16 protein-coding genes are annotated in these 15,860 nt (G+C 34.3%); 9 read left to right on the top strand and 7 right to left on the bottom strand.

All coding sequences use genetic code 11. From position 1 onward, the window contains the following. Positions 1-76 precede the first annotated feature (76 nt). The 3 genes from gmk to ACWHVF_RS02275 are packed head-to-tail and all read right to left on the bottom strand — an operon-like array spanning position 77 to position 3,666. Positions 77-682: a guanylate kinase gene (gmk, locus tag ACWHVF_RS02285; protein WP_064124912.1), complete on the bottom strand. Its 606-nt coding sequence runs from the start codon at positions 680-682 to the stop codon at positions 77-79. After that, a complete protein-coding gene (locus tag ACWHVF_RS02280) occupies positions 666-2,471 on the bottom strand; it encodes a pentapeptide repeat-containing protein (RefSeq protein WP_064124909.1) in 1,806 nt (601 codons plus the stop codon). The genes gmk and ACWHVF_RS02280 overlap by 17 nt, the downstream gene beginning before the upstream one ends. Continuing rightward, positions 2,464-3,666 carry an ankyrin repeat domain-containing protein gene (locus ACWHVF_RS02275; protein ID WP_064124908.1) on the bottom strand — a complete coding sequence of 401 codons (1,203 nt, stop codon included), beginning with the start codon at positions 3,664-3,666 and terminating at the stop codon, positions 2,464-2,466. Before ACWHVF_RS02275 ends, ACWHVF_RS02280 begins: the two co-directional genes overlap by 8 nt. A 132-nt stretch (positions 3,667-3,798) precedes the next feature. On the opposite strand from ACWHVF_RS02275, the gene ACWHVF_RS02270 reads away from it, so the two are divergent. Next, a complete protein-coding gene (locus tag ACWHVF_RS02270; protein WP_179945560.1) occupies positions 3,799-4,182 on the top strand; it encodes a hypothetical protein in 384 nt (127 codons plus the stop codon). A 229-nt stretch (positions 4,183-4,411) separates the two neighbouring features. Here ACWHVF_RS02270 and ychF read toward each other — a convergent pair whose 3' ends face one another. Further along, on the bottom strand, positions 4,412-5,506 hold the full coding sequence (ychF, locus tag ACWHVF_RS02265; protein WP_064124905.1) for a redox-regulated ATPase YchF: 1,095 nt from the start codon (positions 5,504-5,506) through the stop codon (positions 4,412-4,414). Positions 5,507-5,623: 117 nt separating this feature from the next. Between ychF and ACWHVF_RS02260 the strand changes: the two genes are divergently transcribed. From ACWHVF_RS02260 to ACWHVF_RS02250, 3 genes are all read left to right on the top strand, one after another. After that, positions 5,624-6,589, top strand: a complete 966-nt coding sequence (locus tag ACWHVF_RS02260; RefSeq protein WP_064124904.1) for a hypothetical protein — start codon at positions 5,624-5,626, stop codon at positions 6,587-6,589. A gap of 137 nt (positions 6,590-6,726) precedes the next feature. Further along, the gene (locus tag ACWHVF_RS02255; RefSeq protein WP_064124903.1) at positions 6,727-7,467 is read left to right on the top strand and encodes a hypothetical protein; all 741 of its coding nucleotides are present in this window, start codon (positions 6,727-6,729) and stop codon (positions 7,465-7,467) included. Positions 7,468-7,863: 396 nt separating this feature from the next. Further along, entirely contained in the window at positions 7,864-9,036 is a 1,173-nt protein-coding gene (locus ACWHVF_RS02250; protein ID WP_447933115.1) for a CCA tRNA nucleotidyltransferase, read from the top strand. 72 nt (positions 9,037-9,108) lie between these two features. Here the strand turns inward: ACWHVF_RS02250 and ACWHVF_RS02245 are convergent, their stop codons facing one another. Beyond that, positions 9,109-9,273 (bottom strand): WPE palindromic element domain-containing protein, encoded by a 165-nt coding sequence (locus ACWHVF_RS02245; protein ID WP_082860905.1) that lies wholly within the window; start codon positions 9,271-9,273, stop codon positions 9,109-9,111. A 380-nt stretch (positions 9,274-9,653) separates the two neighbouring features. Continuing rightward, positions 9,654-10,187 (bottom strand): HK97 family phage prohead protease, encoded by a 534-nt coding sequence (locus ACWHVF_RS02240; protein WP_064124900.1) that lies wholly within the window; start codon positions 10,185-10,187, stop codon positions 9,654-9,656. Positions 10,188-11,156: 969 nt separating this feature from the next. Here ACWHVF_RS02240 and ACWHVF_RS02235 point away from each other — a divergent pair. After that, positions 11,157-12,254, top strand: a complete 1,098-nt coding sequence (locus ACWHVF_RS02235; protein WP_064125003.1) for a type I glyceraldehyde-3-phosphate dehydrogenase — start codon at positions 11,157-11,159, stop codon at positions 12,252-12,254. Continuing rightward, a complete protein-coding gene (gene tatC, locus ACWHVF_RS02230) occupies positions 12,251-13,012 on the top strand; it encodes a twin-arginine translocase subunit TatC (protein WP_064125002.1) in 762 nt (253 codons plus the stop codon). Before ACWHVF_RS02235 ends, tatC begins: the two co-directional genes overlap by 4 nt. A 53-nt stretch (positions 13,013-13,065) precedes the next feature. Here tatC and ACWHVF_RS02225 read toward each other — a convergent pair whose 3' ends face one another. After that, positions 13,066-13,521, bottom strand: coding sequence for an arginine repressor (locus tag ACWHVF_RS02225; protein ID WP_064125001.1), 456 nt, complete (start codon positions 13,519-13,521; stop codon positions 13,066-13,068). Between the two features lie 125 nt (positions 13,522-13,646). Here ACWHVF_RS02225 and ACWHVF_RS02220 point away from each other — a divergent pair, with 125 nt between their 5' ends. Genes ACWHVF_RS02220 through ACWHVF_RS02210 form a run of 3 tightly spaced genes read left to right on the top strand, consistent with a single transcriptional unit; the run spans position 13,647 to position 15,653 of the window. Continuing rightward, positions 13,647-14,381, top strand: a complete 735-nt coding sequence (locus tag ACWHVF_RS02220; protein ID WP_064125000.1) for a substrate-binding periplasmic protein — start codon at positions 13,647-13,649, stop codon at positions 14,379-14,381. Further along, entirely contained in the window at positions 14,381-15,028 is a 648-nt protein-coding gene (locus ACWHVF_RS02215) for an amino acid ABC transporter permease (RefSeq protein ID WP_022626279.1), read from the top strand. The genes ACWHVF_RS02220 and ACWHVF_RS02215 overlap by 1 nt, the downstream gene beginning before the upstream one ends. Further along, on the top strand, positions 15,021-15,653 hold the full coding sequence (locus ACWHVF_RS02210) for an amino acid ABC transporter ATP-binding protein (protein WP_447933114.1): 633 nt from the start codon (positions 15,021-15,023) through the stop codon (positions 15,651-15,653). Before ACWHVF_RS02215 ends, ACWHVF_RS02210 begins: the two co-directional genes overlap by 8 nt. Positions 15,654-15,860: the final 207 nt, after the last annotated feature.

The raw sequence follows: 15,860 nt of genomic DNA, 5'->3' as shown, positions 1-15,860 counted from the left end.
TAAATATAGCTAAACTGCAAAACGTGCTACTGGCTAAAATAGGATAAGAAACTATAGCTGCAAATTGATGTTTTTATCAGTCTTCCAGGCTTGGTTTTTCTTTTAGTTTTTTAAGTCTTTCTTTATTTAGTATGGAGCTTATCTCTTCTACACTTTTATCAATATCATCATTGATTATTACATAATCATATTTATCACGTTTGCTTATCTCTTTTTGAGCTTCGGCTAATCTGCGCTCTATTTCGCTCGCATCATCACTATTACGCTTTTGCAAACGCAACCTAAGCTCTTCCATTGAAGGGGGAAGTATAAAAACACTCACAACTTTTTTTCTCATGAGCTTGAATAAGTGAAATGCTCCTTGCCAGTCTATGCTTAGTAAAACGCTTATTCCACTGCTTAAGTTTTGCTCTATAAAATCTTTTGGTATACCATAAAAATTCTCAAAAACTTTGGCGTATTCAAGCATTTGGCCAGCTTTGCATAACTCGTGAAATTTTTCTTCGGTAACGAAAAAATAGTCTTTTCCATTTATTTCGCCGGAGCGAGGCTTGCGCGTAGTCATAGAAACAGACCTAACTAAATTGGTTGATCGCTCAAGTAATTTTGCTGATATAGTAGTTTTTCCAGCTCCAGAAGGGGAGGATAGAACCAACAATACGCCCTCACTTTTTACGGTCATTTTTCTTTGCATTTTTTAACATGGTGCTTTTTGAATCAGAGTTTAAAAAGCTAGAACCTTCTAAATTAGAATTTGATAAGTTGGTGCCAATAAGAGAAGAGTTATCAAAGACAGTATAGCGCAAATCGGTTTTTTCAAGATTTGCCTTATTCAAATTAACGTTTACAAACTTTGCTCTACTCAATGTTGAATTAGAAAAATCAGCATTTTCTAAATTCATATTCTTAAATTCAAAGTAAGAATAATTTACATCAAATTTTTCACCCTGTGATATTTTCTCTTGCAAATCTCCAATTGAAGTTATAGCATTTTCTGAACCTGTGAGTTTCTCCTGCCCTTGATTGTCAATCAAAATTGAATTATCAAATTTGCAACCTGTTAAGTGAACATCAGCAACTGAACTTTTATATATGCTTGAAGAGTGAAAAGACATATCACTAATTGTTGAATTGCTCAAATTGCTAAGAAAAAAGCTAGTTTTCCTAAAGGCATTAGCGTAAAGCAAAGAAGATCTGAAGTCGCTTTCAACAAAATTTGAATTAGTTACTTTTAAATTGGACCAGCTTGAATTATTAGCTAATAAATTAAAGAATGTTGAATTTTCTATTTCACTGGAATCAATATTATGGTGAGAAAGCGTGCTGTTATAAACTTGAGAGTCTTGGATTTTTATCTTATACATTGAAGTTGTAGAAAGGTCTGAATCTTCTATCTTCGCAGAGGTGAATAGTGAATGGTCAAAAAATGAGCCATTCATGTTAGAATTCGCAACTTTAGTATTATGAAACTTTCCGTGACGAATGTCAGCATTAGAGACATTAACTTGATGCAGTTCACTAAAACTAAAATCAATATTGGATAAATCAGCATCCTGAAGATTTGCTTCAGAAACATATGTATGCTTTATCTTGGAACCATTTAGTATAGATTGAACAAAACTTGAATTATCGTCATTCACATAGGAAATTTGTGTGTTGCTTAAATTAGTTTCGTCGAAGTTACTGTTAATTATGATAGAAGAATTAAGGCAGGCATCGGAAAGATTGCTACCTGTAAAGTCTGATTCTTTTAACTCTGCACCATATATGTTAGCATTTTTTAATGAAGAAAATTGTATCTTTAATTTATATGCATCCAATCCAAAGAAACTTGCATTATCAAGGTTGTTTTTCTGCATAACAGTATCGTTTATTTCACTATCACTAAAATTTACGTGGCCAACATTCGAGTTTGATAAGTTGGAGAGATTCATTTTCACATTCGAGAAATTAGTATGCAAACCAATTACGTTGTGCATACTTACTTTTTTGAGATCGGAACTGATAAAATCAGCATAACTAACATTAGACTGATCAAATACGATATCTGTTAAGTTTGCAGAAACAAATTTTGTAAAACTCAAATTTGTACCTTTTATTTTAATGCCATGTAAATTAGCATTGGAGAAATTAGCACCACGTAAATCAACATCAATGAAAGACACGTCGGATAAATCAGTATTAGAAAAATCAGCACCAATCAGACTTACTCCATCAAAAACAGATCCACTTAGGTACAATTGGCTAAAATTAGCTCCATTTAAGTTAGAGCCAAAACCTTTCTTAAAATCTTCTGGCACGCCATTTTTGTGGCACCGCACCAAAAATTCAGCAAAGTCTTTTTTGCTGTAAGATACGTATTTTACATCATGCAGAGCGTTTAAAAAATCACTAATCTGATTTTTTTCATCATTTGTTTCGTTTCCATAACATAAATGACCAACTAAAATTAATATCAAAAATCTAATCATCTTGCTTATCGCACTGCGACTCATTGTTTTCTTTCGTTTTCACAGCCCAATCGTACATTGCTGAGCTTTCTTTATTGTCTATTTTTCTATCCTCCAAAAGGTGTGGCATCATTTCGGCAATCGCATTTATTATATTGATCTGCTTTTTTTCGATTGCTATATCAATTGGGGATTGAAAATTATTATTAACTACTCTAAGATCAGCGCCTTGTAATAAGAGAAAGCGCACTATGTCTACCTCACCTTGTTTAACTGAATAAATGAGAGGAGTATCACCCAATTTATTTCTAAACCTTAGTATCTCTTGAGTTGTTAATCCAATTTTTTCTAGCTTACTTATTATTCCTCTTAAGCAAGGTAAGTTATTTTTCTTAATACAGTAAAAAAATTGCTTACTGTAATCATCAATAAATACAGTTGTAGGAAGATGCTCATTAAGGCTATCATATTGTCGTTTATATATTGACTTGCTTTGTATATCTTTATGACCCCATTCTTTTATTGGTTCTCTGTTTAGCTTTGTCCATTTTTGTAAATTTTTCTTTTCACTTTGCTCTTCTTCATCTTTTTTAGTTATAGGTTTTACTCTATTGCGGTCCTTAGAATTATTGTTTGTTTCTTTCACTTTTTTTTCTTCAAACTGATTCTCTACTTTTTCTTTTTTTCCCTCTAATAATTGACTCGCATCACTTTTTGAAAGTTCATTATCTTTTATATCAATCTTCTGATCAGCTTGTAGATTTTTTTGCGGGTCAGTTGTATTCTCATTTAAATCAGCACTTAAAGGCAAAGGCTCTGGTTTCAAATCTTTATTCACTTCTTTATTGGCCACATTTGGTAAATTTTGAGCAAATTTGTCTGTGCTTCCTTCTAGCTGGTCATTTGGCAAATCTTTATCAATCCTTTCACCTTCACTTATAGTTTTTTCAACCACGGAAGCTTTGTCCTCGTTGTGTTGCAGTTTCTCTTTATCGGTAGTGCCGTCTAATCTTTTGCTCTCAGCCTCTTGTGTTTGTTTAGCATCGACGTTGCTTTTTAACTCATCTTTTTGATTTGTGCTATCTTGCTTCCTTACACCTACATTTTCGTTTTTTTGAACTGATTCAATTTTCTTTTCTTCAAATTGCTCTACAGCAAATAGGCTCAGTGATCCAAATACAACAGCTAATAATATAAAATATAAAATATTTTTCATAAATATCCCAAGCATAAGCTTAATTAAAATGATACTATAATCAAATGATTAATCTACAGTAAAAAATGCCTTAGGATTTAATTTATAAAAAAACAATAGATTTTTTGTATCTGTTCAGGGGCATCGCAAATATTGAAGCAAAGTGGTCAGTGCTTACTGTACGAACATTGTGATTTGAGAGCAATCTCCGCTAGGGAGGATGTCATCACAGTGCTCCTTTCTCGTCATCCCAGTGCTCAGACACTGGGATCCAGAAAAAAGAATGGTGTCATGCAAATAGCCTCCTTCTCCTGTCATCCCAGTGCCCAGACTACTTGGATCCAGAAAAGTTTGCTTGTAAGCAAGCAAACTAGCATAGAAAGTGGTTACAACATTTTCGATGAGATTATATGGAAAACTGGATCCCAGTGTCTAGGCGCTGGGATGACAAAGGAGGACGTTATTCCAGTGCCAAGCACTGACCATTTGCTGTGCAATTTACCTTCAAAAATGAATGTTCGTACAGCTATGGAATGAATCGCGGTATGACGTAGGACTGCTGTCATTCCAGTCTGGAATCTAGTCTTTACTGGGGAGAAGAAACTCTCCTTCTACAGTGTATCCGTTTAGGGGAGGTATCTGTTCAGATGCATGGCTCATGTACAAATATTGAAACAAAAATTCCAGTGCTCCCTTTCTTGTCATCCCAGTGCCCAGACACTGTGATCCAGAAAACTTAACTTTAAATAAGTGGCTGCATAATAAACTACACATTAAACCTAAAGTGCATTATATCGCCATCTTGCACGATATAATCTCTGCCTTCGAAGCGGATTTTGCCTGCGTCTTTGCAAGCTGATTCACTTCCATATTTTATATAGTCTGCAAAGCTTATTGTCTCTGCTTTTATAAAGCCTTTCTCAAAATCAGTGTGGATTACACCTGCTGCCTTATCAGCTGTTGATCCTATTTTTACTGGCCATGCCCGTGCTTCTTTGGGGCCCACAGTAAAGAAAGTTATCATACTCAGCACTTCATACATAATACGCGCTACTCCATCAAGGCCTGATTCTTGTAAGCCAAATTCTGACAAGAAACTCTGTTTTTCCTCTTCACTATCAAGATTTGCAATATCTGCTTCAAGTTTTGCTGAAATGCAATAAAATTTGCTTTTATTTTCCTCCGCCATTCTCTCTACCTTTTTAGATAATTCATTGCCAGTTATAACATTCGTATCTTCAACATTGCAAACGTACATAACGGGCTTTGTTGTCAGCAATTGAAGCAACTTCATCTCATCTCCATCGATATTCTCCAAGCTTCTTGCAGGTTTACCCAATTTTAAAGTAGCTAATACCTCTTGCATTAATTCAAGTTGTCTCTTTAGCTCTTTATCACCTTGCTTTGCTTTCTTTTCCAATTGAGGAAGCCTTTTTTCTATGCTATCAATATCAGCTAGGATTAATTCCATTTCTACCACTTCAGCATCTGATATTGGATCTATTTTACTGTGTACGTGGCTAATATCGTCATCCGTAAAGCACCTGAGCAGATGAACGATAGCATCAACTTCTCTGATATGGCTTAAAAATTTATTGCCGAGCCCTTCACCCTTGCTTGCGCCCTTTACCAGGCCTGCAATATCCACAACTTCTAATTGGTTGTAGATTACCTTCTCTGAACCGGCAATTGCTGCGATTTGTTTCAAACGCTGATCTTTTATCGAAATCTTGCCTATATTTGGCTCAATTGTGCAGAAAGGATAATTTGCAGCTTCGGCTGCACTTGACTCTGTAAGTGCATTAAATAAGGTTGATTTTCCTATGTTTGGTAACCCTACTATGCCACAGTTAAAGCTCATATTTACTAGTAAAATTATAATTGTTGCACAGTTTAAGAATTTTTGCTATACTTAATTAGTTACTTATTAATAATTTTATTAGTATAGTAATATATAGCTAAAATTAAGGTAAAGGTCATGACTACAGCTAAGGAACGGAAGCTACTAAGTAATTTTTACAATGTTGAGAGTGAAGTAACTTCTTTAAATAGTAACTCTTACCCTGATGATTTCTTTGAAGGTAAACTTAGTGATGTTGTAGGGCAGTCCGTTAATGGTGTGGAACAAAAACTTTCTAGCAGTCAAATAGTTAAGTATAGTACTGCAGGAGATGGCAATTGCTTTTTCCATGCTGTGTTTGGTGATAATAGCTCTGGTCCATATAAAGCTGAAAGAGCGCAAGATATGAGAATGGAATGGCACAAATTTTTAAGTCAGTTTAAATCATTGAACGATTCGAAAATGCCAAAAGTCCTTAAAGAAAGGTTATTATTAGTGTTTCACAATGTATTTCCAACAGAAGAATTACATTTCTATACCAGTAATTTATATAAAAGATACTTGAATGAGATGAGTAAACAAGGTTACTTTGTTTATGTTGAGGAAGTTCCTATTTTAGCATCTTTGGCTAATGTTAAAATTGATATTCATTCTCCGGATCTTGCTTATGTTCAAGAAATTCAACCAGATCCACACATGGTAAATGTTAGCTATGAAAAAAATCAAGAATTATGGGGTGGTAAAGCGCAAGAAACAATATATCTTGAAGGGTATCATTACTCTAGGGCTAAAGTTATCACTAAGGAAATTCAAGAACAAGAAGATTTCCAATTAGCAAAAAAACTTCAGCTAGACGAGATCTTAGAGTATTGCAACCTTTCAAAGGATATCTCTGAGAGAGCAGAGGTTGAGAAGAGATTTGATGAGTTATTGGCAGAAAATGCTGATGGAAAAATTTGTGATGTTGTAGAGCAGTGCGTTAGTGATATAAAGCAGCGCATAGAGCGCTCTGAGAAGCAAAACCCTTCAAGTTTACCAAGATGTGGTATGGAGGAAACGAGGGTAGAAGCATTTCATCAGCAGCAACCAATACTTGTAAAGTAAATCTTCATAGCCCTGTATATTTCTATATGGGGCATTCTGTAAATAAGAATGTGAGGTTTTCTTAGCCCTAATTAATGATTTATTATTACTTTTACTAGTATAGTAATATATAGCTTAATATTTTGAGGGTTAAAATTATGAACTTAAATCAACAATCAATAATAGATTTACATGACATTGAAGTCAATACGATTAAAAAAGAAAAAAACTTTGATTTCAGAACTGCTTTGATATCACTTTTCAAAGCTTTATACAAGTTATTTGAAAGTAAGCAGGATGTTTCCAAAAAAGACTTAGCTAATGTAGCAGAGAAGGAAAGCAAGAAGCTAGGGTTAGAAGGTAGATATGACTGGAGTGAGATTTTTATACTTTGCGGAAAGTATGGTGTAAAATTGCACACTGCGGAGAGTAATCCATTGCATACTATTGATAAGCAACAAGATCCGTTCTTGCATCAATTAATAGATAGTTCAGGTTCAAAAAATGCAGGTGAGTATAATAGGATAGATTATAATGACAATAGTGTCTTACATATAATAAATAGGGGCCATGATCATTTTGAACCGCTACTTGATAAGAATAAAATCTTGACAAAACAAACACAAGAGCAACAGGATTTCTTACTTGCAAAACAACTTCAAGAAAGAGAAGATTATTCGCTAGCAATGGGACTTCAAGAGCAAGAACAAAAAGATTCTTTGCTTGCAAGAGAAGTTCAAGAGCAAGAAGATCTTATCTATGCAAAGCAACTGCAAGATCAGGAGAAAAAGTTTGCAAGGCAACTTCAAGATCGAGAGTATGCACAGTCTCTTAACCCAAGATGTGGTATGGAAGAAGTAAAAATAGAAGATCAGCAGCAACAAATATTCGTAAAATAATAGCTCTATTCAGAAGCATGGTTAATGTGCAAAGATTTAAGTAAAGGTGGAGTTATTCAAAGTTTTTTTCTTCTCTATCTAATACTTAAGCTTAGATGTTTTTATACGATACAATAGTGTCATCCCAGTGCTTGACACTGGGATCCATTTTTCCATCAGTCATCAGAAACGTTGTATTTTAACATAAAGCAGCTACTTTTATACTTGCAAATTTAATAAAATTCCTGGATCCCAGTGTCTGGGCACTGGGATGACACCGTTTGTTGTAAACTTACTTTTACTCTATCACTTTGCCTACCTTATTTTACCACTCTCCTGAACGGATACCTATATATTTTTATATGGGACTTTTTGCAAAAATTTCGCATTTCATGTAATATGATTTGCAGTATGTATATGGAAATTGATCACGAAATTAGTGTAATTATTGATGCTATAGAGAAATTTGGTGGTGAGGCAAGGCTTGTCGGTGGGTGTGTAAGGGACTCAATTCTGCAGCGTGACATTCACGACATTGACCTCGCTACCAATCTACTTCCTAATCAAGCGATTGAAGCGCTAAAACTCCGTAATATAAAAACTATTCCAACTGGCTTAAAACATGGAACTATCACTGCAATCTTAAATCAGAGGTCTTTTGAAATTACAACACTAAGACATGATGTGAAATGTGATGGCAGGCATGCGAAAGTAGAATTTACTAATAATTGGCAAACAGATGCTTCAAGGCGTGACTTTACATTTAACGCTCTATATGCAAATAAGCATGGCCATATATATGACTACTTTGGTGGTATAGAGGATTTAAAGGCGCGAAGGTTAAGCTTTATAGGCAACGCTGAAGATAGAATTAAAGAAGACTATCTACGTATTTTAAGAGCATTTCGTTTTCATGCAAAAATATGTATCGGAGATTTGAGTGATGAAATACTAAGCATATGCAAAAAGCATTCGCACAAGATTTACAACCTCTCTGGAGAGAGAATAAGAGATGAAATACTTAAATTGCTGGAGTGCAATGATCCTTTTCCAACACTTAAGAGCATGCAAGAATCTGATGTTTTGCAAAAGATTATCCCGAAAGAAGTAAAATGCGAAATTCTGTCTTCGTCACTTCTTTTCGGCACTGATGCACTAGTAAAATTAGCGTTACTCCTTAGGACCACCAAAAATGACAGGCTAAGTCTTGGAGAATATGTAAGTAAGTTTCTACGTCTTTCAAACAAGCAAAAGAAAAAGCTGTTATTTTTATTATCCAACGATATCAAAACAGAACTCTCAGAAAAAGAGCAAAAAAAATACATATCTTTATTTGGTAGAGAATTATATTGTGATTTGGTAAAAATTTGTGGTGTTGAGTCTGGAGAAAATGTTGATAAATACATTTCGTTTGCTAACACATTCAATATTCCAAAATTTCCTTTATCTGGCGATGATTTAATAAGTATAGGTCACCAGCCAGGAAAAAGTTTAGGTAGGAGCTTGGAGTTGCTAAAACAACATTGGGAAGACAGCTCCTACACTTTAACAAAAGAGGAGCTGGTGCTTTATGCTAAGAGCCTACTTTAACTATTTTCTGGCGGTTTGATGTATGCTTGTGCAATATAGGAGGAATGTATCTGTTCAGATGCATGGCTAATGTCAAATATTGAAACAAAAATTCCAGTGCCCCTGTGATGTCATTCCAGTGCTTGACACTGGAATCCAGCTTTTGATCGAAAATGTTGTATAGTACACAATCAAATTTTCTGGATCCCAGTGTCTGGGCACTGGGATGACACCCTTTTGGATGGAAACCAGTGTCACGCACTGAAATGACACCCATTTCTTCCTATAGTTGTCTTTTCTCGTCTACCTTATTTTGCCACTCTGCTGAACAGATACGGAGGAATTTATCAAGGAATTAGGTATGCCTTTTATCCTGTTAGTGGTTTTTGAAACTGTGCCCATACAACTCTCTGCATCTGGCTTTTGAACCTTTGTTTGTCCTTTTTGAACATTCCCTGTATTTTTGTTTAACATTAATTTCATAATTAACCGTATTATTAATATTTGGCATCTTGTTTTTTAACTTTAATTTACAGAAAATTTTAATAGTAGTAAAGTTATATATATTAGTATAAATGTTAAATAAATACTAATGCAGGTATCAAATTATGGCAAAGCTTTTGCCTGCCTAATACACTTTAAGCAGAAATACACATGTCTGTAAGTACAGCATTTGCTTTTCCTATCGCTCTTGCTAACACTTCCTGTTCATTGTTCTGATTTTTCACATTGATTACCTGAGCAGCTAAATTCGCAGGAAAAGTGACCAAACTGACTTCCCACAATTCCACTTGTTTTAACACTCTAGCTCCGTTTTTATGATCAACATCATACTCTATAGGTATGTAGCCGATGGAAAGTCCGTTAATTGCTCCAGCTTTGAGCATCAAATACACTTCTTCTGCTTTCTGGATACCCAAAAGTAAATGTGCAATTATATATAGACCAACATCATTTTCATAAATATCTATGATACTACCTATAGGCTCACCTGGATTATGCTGCCAAAGAAGTTTTATCTTGTTTTTACTTAAATTTTTCTTAAATGCTCCAGGCAATATCAGATCATTTTGTTTATCAACTATATTAAAAACGCTTGCATAACCAGAAAACACGCCGTTTTCTTCTATACTTTTTATTGATAATGGTGAATAGAGAAATTTCTTATTCATAAAGCCTCCTGTAGTATTGGGAATTTTGTTTCGCAATGCACTGCGATATAATTCTATTATATGCAGTGTTCTAAAAGGGGGAAGCACTTTTCTTAGTTACTAAAAACGCTAACTAGAATCCAGATTGGACACTGGGTTATAAAATTCTACGTCATACCACCGCGGCGCTAACAAGTAGCGGAATGACGATTGTCAAGGTGTCATCCTAGTGCCTCTATGATGTCATTCCAGTGCCCTGACTACTTGGATCCAAGAAAAAGAATGATGTCATGCAAGCCCCTATGATGTCATTCCAGTGCGTGACACTGGGATCTCATGTCATACCGCCACGAACCGTCATACCGCGGCGGTATCTCTTAACATAGATCCCGCTAACACGTAGCGGGATGACGGTTGTCGGTGAACCTAAGTTACTTTAGCTATAAACATTAAGAAATTTATCAAACAAAAAAAAGGCAAAAGAAGCCCTAGTCATTGTCTATTTTCAGTATTGGCGTTTTTTAAGTCTTAAACGCTGCAATTTAGCTGCTTTTAAATGCAACTAACCTTAGCTTTAATATTTAAGAAATTTACCAAGCAGAAAAAAAAGGCATAGAAAACCCGTGGTAGCTAGTTATTACACTCTCTATTTTAAAATTTGACGTTGGGTGATGTCTTGAACGCTTTATAAGCGCGTTTCAGCTTATGTAGGTAAAAACCTAGAAATTTTATAAAGACATGAGGTGCACATAGTACAAAAATTAAGCATGATTTACGCCAAATACATTAAGTTTTTTTGTCATTAATCCACTGCAGAGATTGCGAAGATAAATAAATAGCTTCAGTTTCATGATAAGGGGGCTGGCGGAGTTTGTCAAGCAAGTTTTTAGCCCTGTCTCCTTGCTATAATGTTCATATCGATAGAAAAGCAAAAGAATAAAATGAAATATCAAGCGATATCCTCTATAATTAAATTTTTTAAATGAAGAGATGACAATTCGTGTAGGAATTAATGGTCTTGGTAGAATAGGCAGAAGTGTTTTACGCGCTATTTTCGAAATAGAAGAATATAGCAAACAAATAGAAGTTGTAGCAGTGAATGGATCGCTCGGTGCTGAGCAGCATGCACATTTGATTAAATATGATTCTGTTCATGGCAAATTCAGTGGTGATATTGACTTTAATGAGTCTCAAAATTGGTTATCTATAAATGGCAGAAAATTTTCTTTATATAGAGAACGGAGCCCTGAAAATATTCCTTGGAATGTTGATGTAATACTTGAATGTACTGGTGCATTTAACAAGCGTGAAGAAGCAATAAGACACAATGCAGAGAAAGTTATTGTTTCTGCTCCAGTACCAGACGCTGATGTCACTATAGTTTATGGTGTGAATAACGATATGCTCGAAAAAGAGCATAAAGTGATATCAGCAGGTTCTTGCACTACAAATTGCCTTGCTCCGATTGTGAAAGTCCTACACTCCAGTTTAGGTATAAAAAGCGGTTTTATGACTACTATACATGCCTACACGAATGATCAAAATGTTCTTGATGGTAATCATAAAGATTTGCGTAGAGCAAGGGCTTGCGGATTATCTATGGTGCCAACTACAACCGGGGCAGCAAAAACAATTGGTTCTGTCATCCCTGAATTAAAAGGAAAGCTAGATGGCACTGCCGTCAGAGTTCCAGTTAGCAATGTTTCTATGGTTGATTTTAAATTTACGACTGATAAGAAAGCGACCGTTAAAGAAATCAATGAAATGTTTAAGGATGCAGCTCTCTCCTCTACGTCATTCCAGCGCGTGACGCTGGAATCTAATTTCTGGATCCCAGTGTCAGCTACTCGGATGACATCAGGGGGTACTAAGATGACAGAGGGTTCTCCAATGTCAAATGTACTTTCTATATGCGCGGAACCTTTAGTCTCAATAGATTTTGTGCATAACCCTTATAGTGCAATTGTGGATTTAACTGGTACATATGTTACAGGTGATATATGCAGGGTTGCAGCGTGGTATGACAATGAGTGGGCTTTTTCGCTGAGAATGTTAGACATAGCATTATTGAGCCATAGTAAAGTATGAATGAAAACTCGAACAAATATGCCTCTTTTTATGAGCACTTTGCGGAACTCAGAAAAAGAGTTATCTTTTGCTTTCTATTTTTTTGCGTTGCTTTTGGTTTTTGTTATTACTTTAAGGAAAATATATACCGTTTTTTACTCGCACCTTTAATAGAAGCAACAAAAGGTAGCGAAGGTTTTTCTTTAATTTACACAGACTTAACAGAGGCATTTTTTGTGTATCTTAGAGTTGCAATGATGAGTGCACTTTTGCTCTCTTTTCCTGTGTTTGCATGGCAATTCTATATGTTCTTAGCACCTGGGTTATATAAAAGTGAAAGGGCAGTGTTGTTGCCATACTTAATTGCAACACCGGTTTTATTTGTAACGGGAGCTACTGTAGTCTATTACTATATATTTCCTTTAGCCTGGAAGTTTTTTATCAACTTCGAACACAGTGGTAAATCCTTCGATATACCGATAGAGTTTATGCCATCAGTTAGCGAATATTTAGACCTCGTTCTCCAATTTATGTTTGCATTTGGCACTGCATTTCAAATTCCAGTAATACTCACATTGATGGTGAGAGTAGGGTTACTCACTACACAAAATTTGTCAAATAAACGCAGAATCGCGATAGTGGTAATTTTTATTATCGCTGCAATCTTAACTCCACCTGATGTATTAAGCCAAGTAGGGCTTGCAATACCAATGCTGATTCTATATGAATTGTCCATTCTGATATGTAGGTATATTGAAAAAAAGAAGACAAAGATTTAAACAAAGGAATCCCTCTTATCTCCTTTATATCACATTTTTAACTTACAACATTCTTATTCAGGACTTAAATATGGAAATGTTTCATAAATTGATTGTAATACTTTGTTAAGTTCAGCCTTACTTTTGATGATCAATAATACTGTATCATCACCTGCTATAGTTCCTATAATTCCTATGTTTTTGCTATTATTTAATGAATAAATAACATACTTCTGATCTAGAAAGTAAGCTAGGCTGCTAGCTTGTCCTGGTTGAGTGTGTAGTACTATTAAACCAAAATCCGAAATTTGCATATTAAGTATTAATGGTAATCGATATTGGTTGATGTCAATTACTTTATACATACCAGCAACTTTGGCAATTTTAAGTTCTTTCAATTTTCTTGATAAAGTAGCCTGAGAAATGTTATACCCTCTTTTTTTGAGTAAGGTCTGTAAATCGCTCTGTTCTAAAATTTCATGATTTTGAATAATATTCAAAATATGTTCACCTAGTGTGTTGTCATGCATTATGCATTTTCCTCATATTGAATATGTAATAAGTATATTTGAAATTATATTCATTATTTCTTGACTATTCAATTTTTAATGTCTATATTCATAAGATGAATAAAATATGAATATAAATTAGTAATATGAAAAAATACATTTTAAATGCTATTATAGTGATAAGTATTCTATTAACAGGATGCAAGGAAGATAAACACGATAATATCATTAGATTTGCAATTTCTGCAGATTATCCACCTTTTGAATATTATGAAAATGGTAAATTTACTGGCTTTGACATTGAGCTTGCTCAATTAGTAGCAAAAGAGTTAGGTAAAGAAGCAATGTTTAAAGATATGCAGTTTAGTGCTATATTTGCAGCATTGCAAAGTAATTCTGTAGATGCTGCTATATCTACTATTGGTAGCACAGAAGAGCGTGAAAAAAATTTTGATTTTTCAAATAGTTATTATACAGGGGAATTTGGTATTCTATATCACAAAAATAAACCCATAGCCGGTATAAACAATTTAACTCACAAGAAGATAGCCGTTCAACTAGGAACTGTCATGGAAATTTGGCTAAAAGAGCATGTTCCTACAACAGCTCAAATTATTGCTATAGACAATAATAATCAAGCTGTAGAAGCATTGAAGTCTGGTCATGTTGATGGCGTCCTAATCGATGGGTTCCAAGGTAAAGTATTTAGCAAAAAAAATCCTGGTCTATCATGGTCAGCCATCGCTAAGTCAGATAATGGTTATTCTATTGCTGTGAATAAAGGATCTGATTTAAAGGATAAAATAAACGAGGCGTTAAAAAGTTTAGAAAGTAAAGGTGTAATACAAAAGATAGCAGAAAAATGGCTAGGAGATAACTGATGCAAGAATTAATTTCTAATTTCTTGTTTGTTGGAACAGGCCTTGCCTTTACTTTAAAATTATTGATTGGAGGGCTGCTTTTAGGTGTGAGTCTAGGAGGGTTATTGTCAGTACTCAGATATAATAAGATCTGTATTCCATTAATTAATGGAATTATATCTGTAATACGTGGCACCCCCCTTATATTACAGTTAAGTGTTGTTTATTTTATGACTCCAACCATTGCAGGAATTAAATTAAACATATTTAGTGCTGGCATTATAGCATTTGGTCTAAATAGCTGTGCTTATATTGCTGAGATTTTACGAGCTGGTATTGAAACTATATCAAAAAACCAGTTTGAAGCAGCTAAAACTTTACAAATACCTAGTTTCTATATGTGGAGAGATATTATATTACCACAAGTTATTAAAAATATTCTTCCTGCAATGATAAATGAGATCATTGCACTCCTTAAAGAAACGGCATTAATCTCTACTATTGGTGGTGTTGATATTATGCGCTCTGCGCAAATGCTTGCAGCAGAACAATTTACTTATTTTATACCACTTTGTCTTGCTGGGGCTTATTATTACGCTCTTGTATTACTAATTGAATATATAGGCAAAAAGATTGAACAGAAAGGTATATATGATAAAAATGCATAATGTTTGTAAATTATTTAATAATGTTCCAGTACTTAATAATATTAACCTGATTATAGAACAATCTATAGTTGGTCTTGCTGGTCCTTCTGGTAGTGGTAAATCAACATTGTTACGTTGTATACAAAAACTCGAAGTTTTAGATTCTGGTAGCATTGAATGCAATGATAGTACTGGTTTTGTATTTCAGGATTTTCAACTTTTCCCACATATGACTGTCTGGGAAAATCTTACATATGCTCCCAAACTTAAAAACAAAACTCAGGATCAAAGTGATTCACTACTTGAGTCTTTGGGTATTGCCTCTAAAAAAAATGATTACCCTAGTAATCTATCCGGTGGGCAAAAACAGCGGGTTGCGCTTGCCAGAAGCTTAATGATGAATCCAAGGATTCTATTATGCGATGAGCCAACGTCTGGTTTAGATGTAGCAACAATAGTCGACGTTGTGGAACTACTACAATCAGTTAGAGATATGGGTATTACTATGATTATCGCTTCTCACAATTTGGATTTTTTAACAAAAATATCAGATCGGATTATTCTGTTAAAAAATGGAAAAATAATTGTAGATATCAATCCTAAAGAAATTGATGAACCAACAAACTATTTAAAAAGTAATTATTAAAAGAGAATCTCTCATATCATAGAAAATTACATAATGTATATTATGGAAAATAAAATTACATAATGTAGCAAACGATAAAACATAGTATAAAAAGAGCTATTTCAGCAAAATTTTAAACAAATAAAATTCATTAGCTTCACAATTGGCGCTTTATGAGAAAAGTACATTTGATATACAGATTTAAAATACAAGTTAACGAATTATTAT

It is taken from the genome of Wolbachia endosymbiont of Dactylopius coccus, from assembly GCF_977011065.1.
The sequence above is the reverse complement of the archived record's forward strand: the minus strand, read 5'-3'. Positions and strand labels throughout refer to the sequence as shown.

What these genes read in the sequence shown, in the direction of transcription:
- tatC (WP_064125002.1), top strand. Translation starts at nt 12,251, where the DNA reads ATGAATGAAAACTCGAACAAATATGCCTCTTTTTATGAGCACTTTGCG.
- ACWHVF_RS02240 (WP_064124900.1), bottom strand. Translation starts at nt 10,187, where the DNA reads ATGAATAAGAAATTTCTCTATTCACCATTATCAATAAAAAGTATAGAA.
- ACWHVF_RS02225 (WP_064125001.1), bottom strand. Translation starts at nt 13,521, where the DNA reads ATGCATGACAACACACTAGGTGAACATATTTTGAATATTATTCAAAAT.
- ACWHVF_RS02260 (WP_064124904.1), top strand. Translation starts at nt 5,624, where the DNA reads ATGACTACAGCTAAGGAACGGAAGCTACTAAGTAATTTTTACAATGTT.
- ACWHVF_RS02210 (WP_447933114.1), top strand. Translation starts at nt 15,021, where the DNA reads ATGCATAATGTTTGTAAATTATTTAATAATGTTCCAGTACTTAATAAT.
- gmk (WP_064124912.1), bottom strand. Translation starts at nt 682, where the DNA reads ATGACCGTAAAAAGTGAGGGCGTATTGTTGGTTCTATCCTCCCCTTCT.
- ACWHVF_RS02275 (WP_064124908.1), bottom strand. Translation starts at nt 3,666, where the DNA reads ATGAAAAATATTTTATATTTTATATTATTAGCTGTTGTATTTGGATCA.
- ACWHVF_RS02280 (WP_064124909.1), bottom strand. Translation starts at nt 2,471, where the DNA reads ATGATTAGATTTTTGATATTAATTTTAGTTGGTCATTTATGTTATGGA.
- ACWHVF_RS02235 (WP_064125003.1), top strand. Translation starts at nt 11,157, where the DNA reads ATGACAATTCGTGTAGGAATTAATGGTCTTGGTAGAATAGGCAGAAGT.
- ACWHVF_RS02220 (WP_064125000.1), top strand. Translation starts at nt 13,647, where the DNA reads ATGAAAAAATACATTTTAAATGCTATTATAGTGATAAGTATTCTATTA.
- ACWHVF_RS02255 (WP_064124903.1), top strand. Translation starts at nt 6,727, where the DNA reads ATGAACTTAAATCAACAATCAATAATAGATTTACATGACATTGAAGTC.
- ACWHVF_RS02250 (WP_447933115.1), top strand. Translation starts at nt 7,864, where the DNA reads ATGGAAATTGATCACGAAATTAGTGTAATTATTGATGCTATAGAGAAA.
- ACWHVF_RS02215 (WP_022626279.1), top strand. Translation starts at nt 14,381, where the DNA reads ATGCAAGAATTAATTTCTAATTTCTTGTTTGTTGGAACAGGCCTTGCC.
- ychF (WP_064124905.1), bottom strand. Translation starts at nt 5,506, where the DNA reads ATGAGCTTTAACTGTGGCATAGTAGGGTTACCAAACATAGGAAAATCA.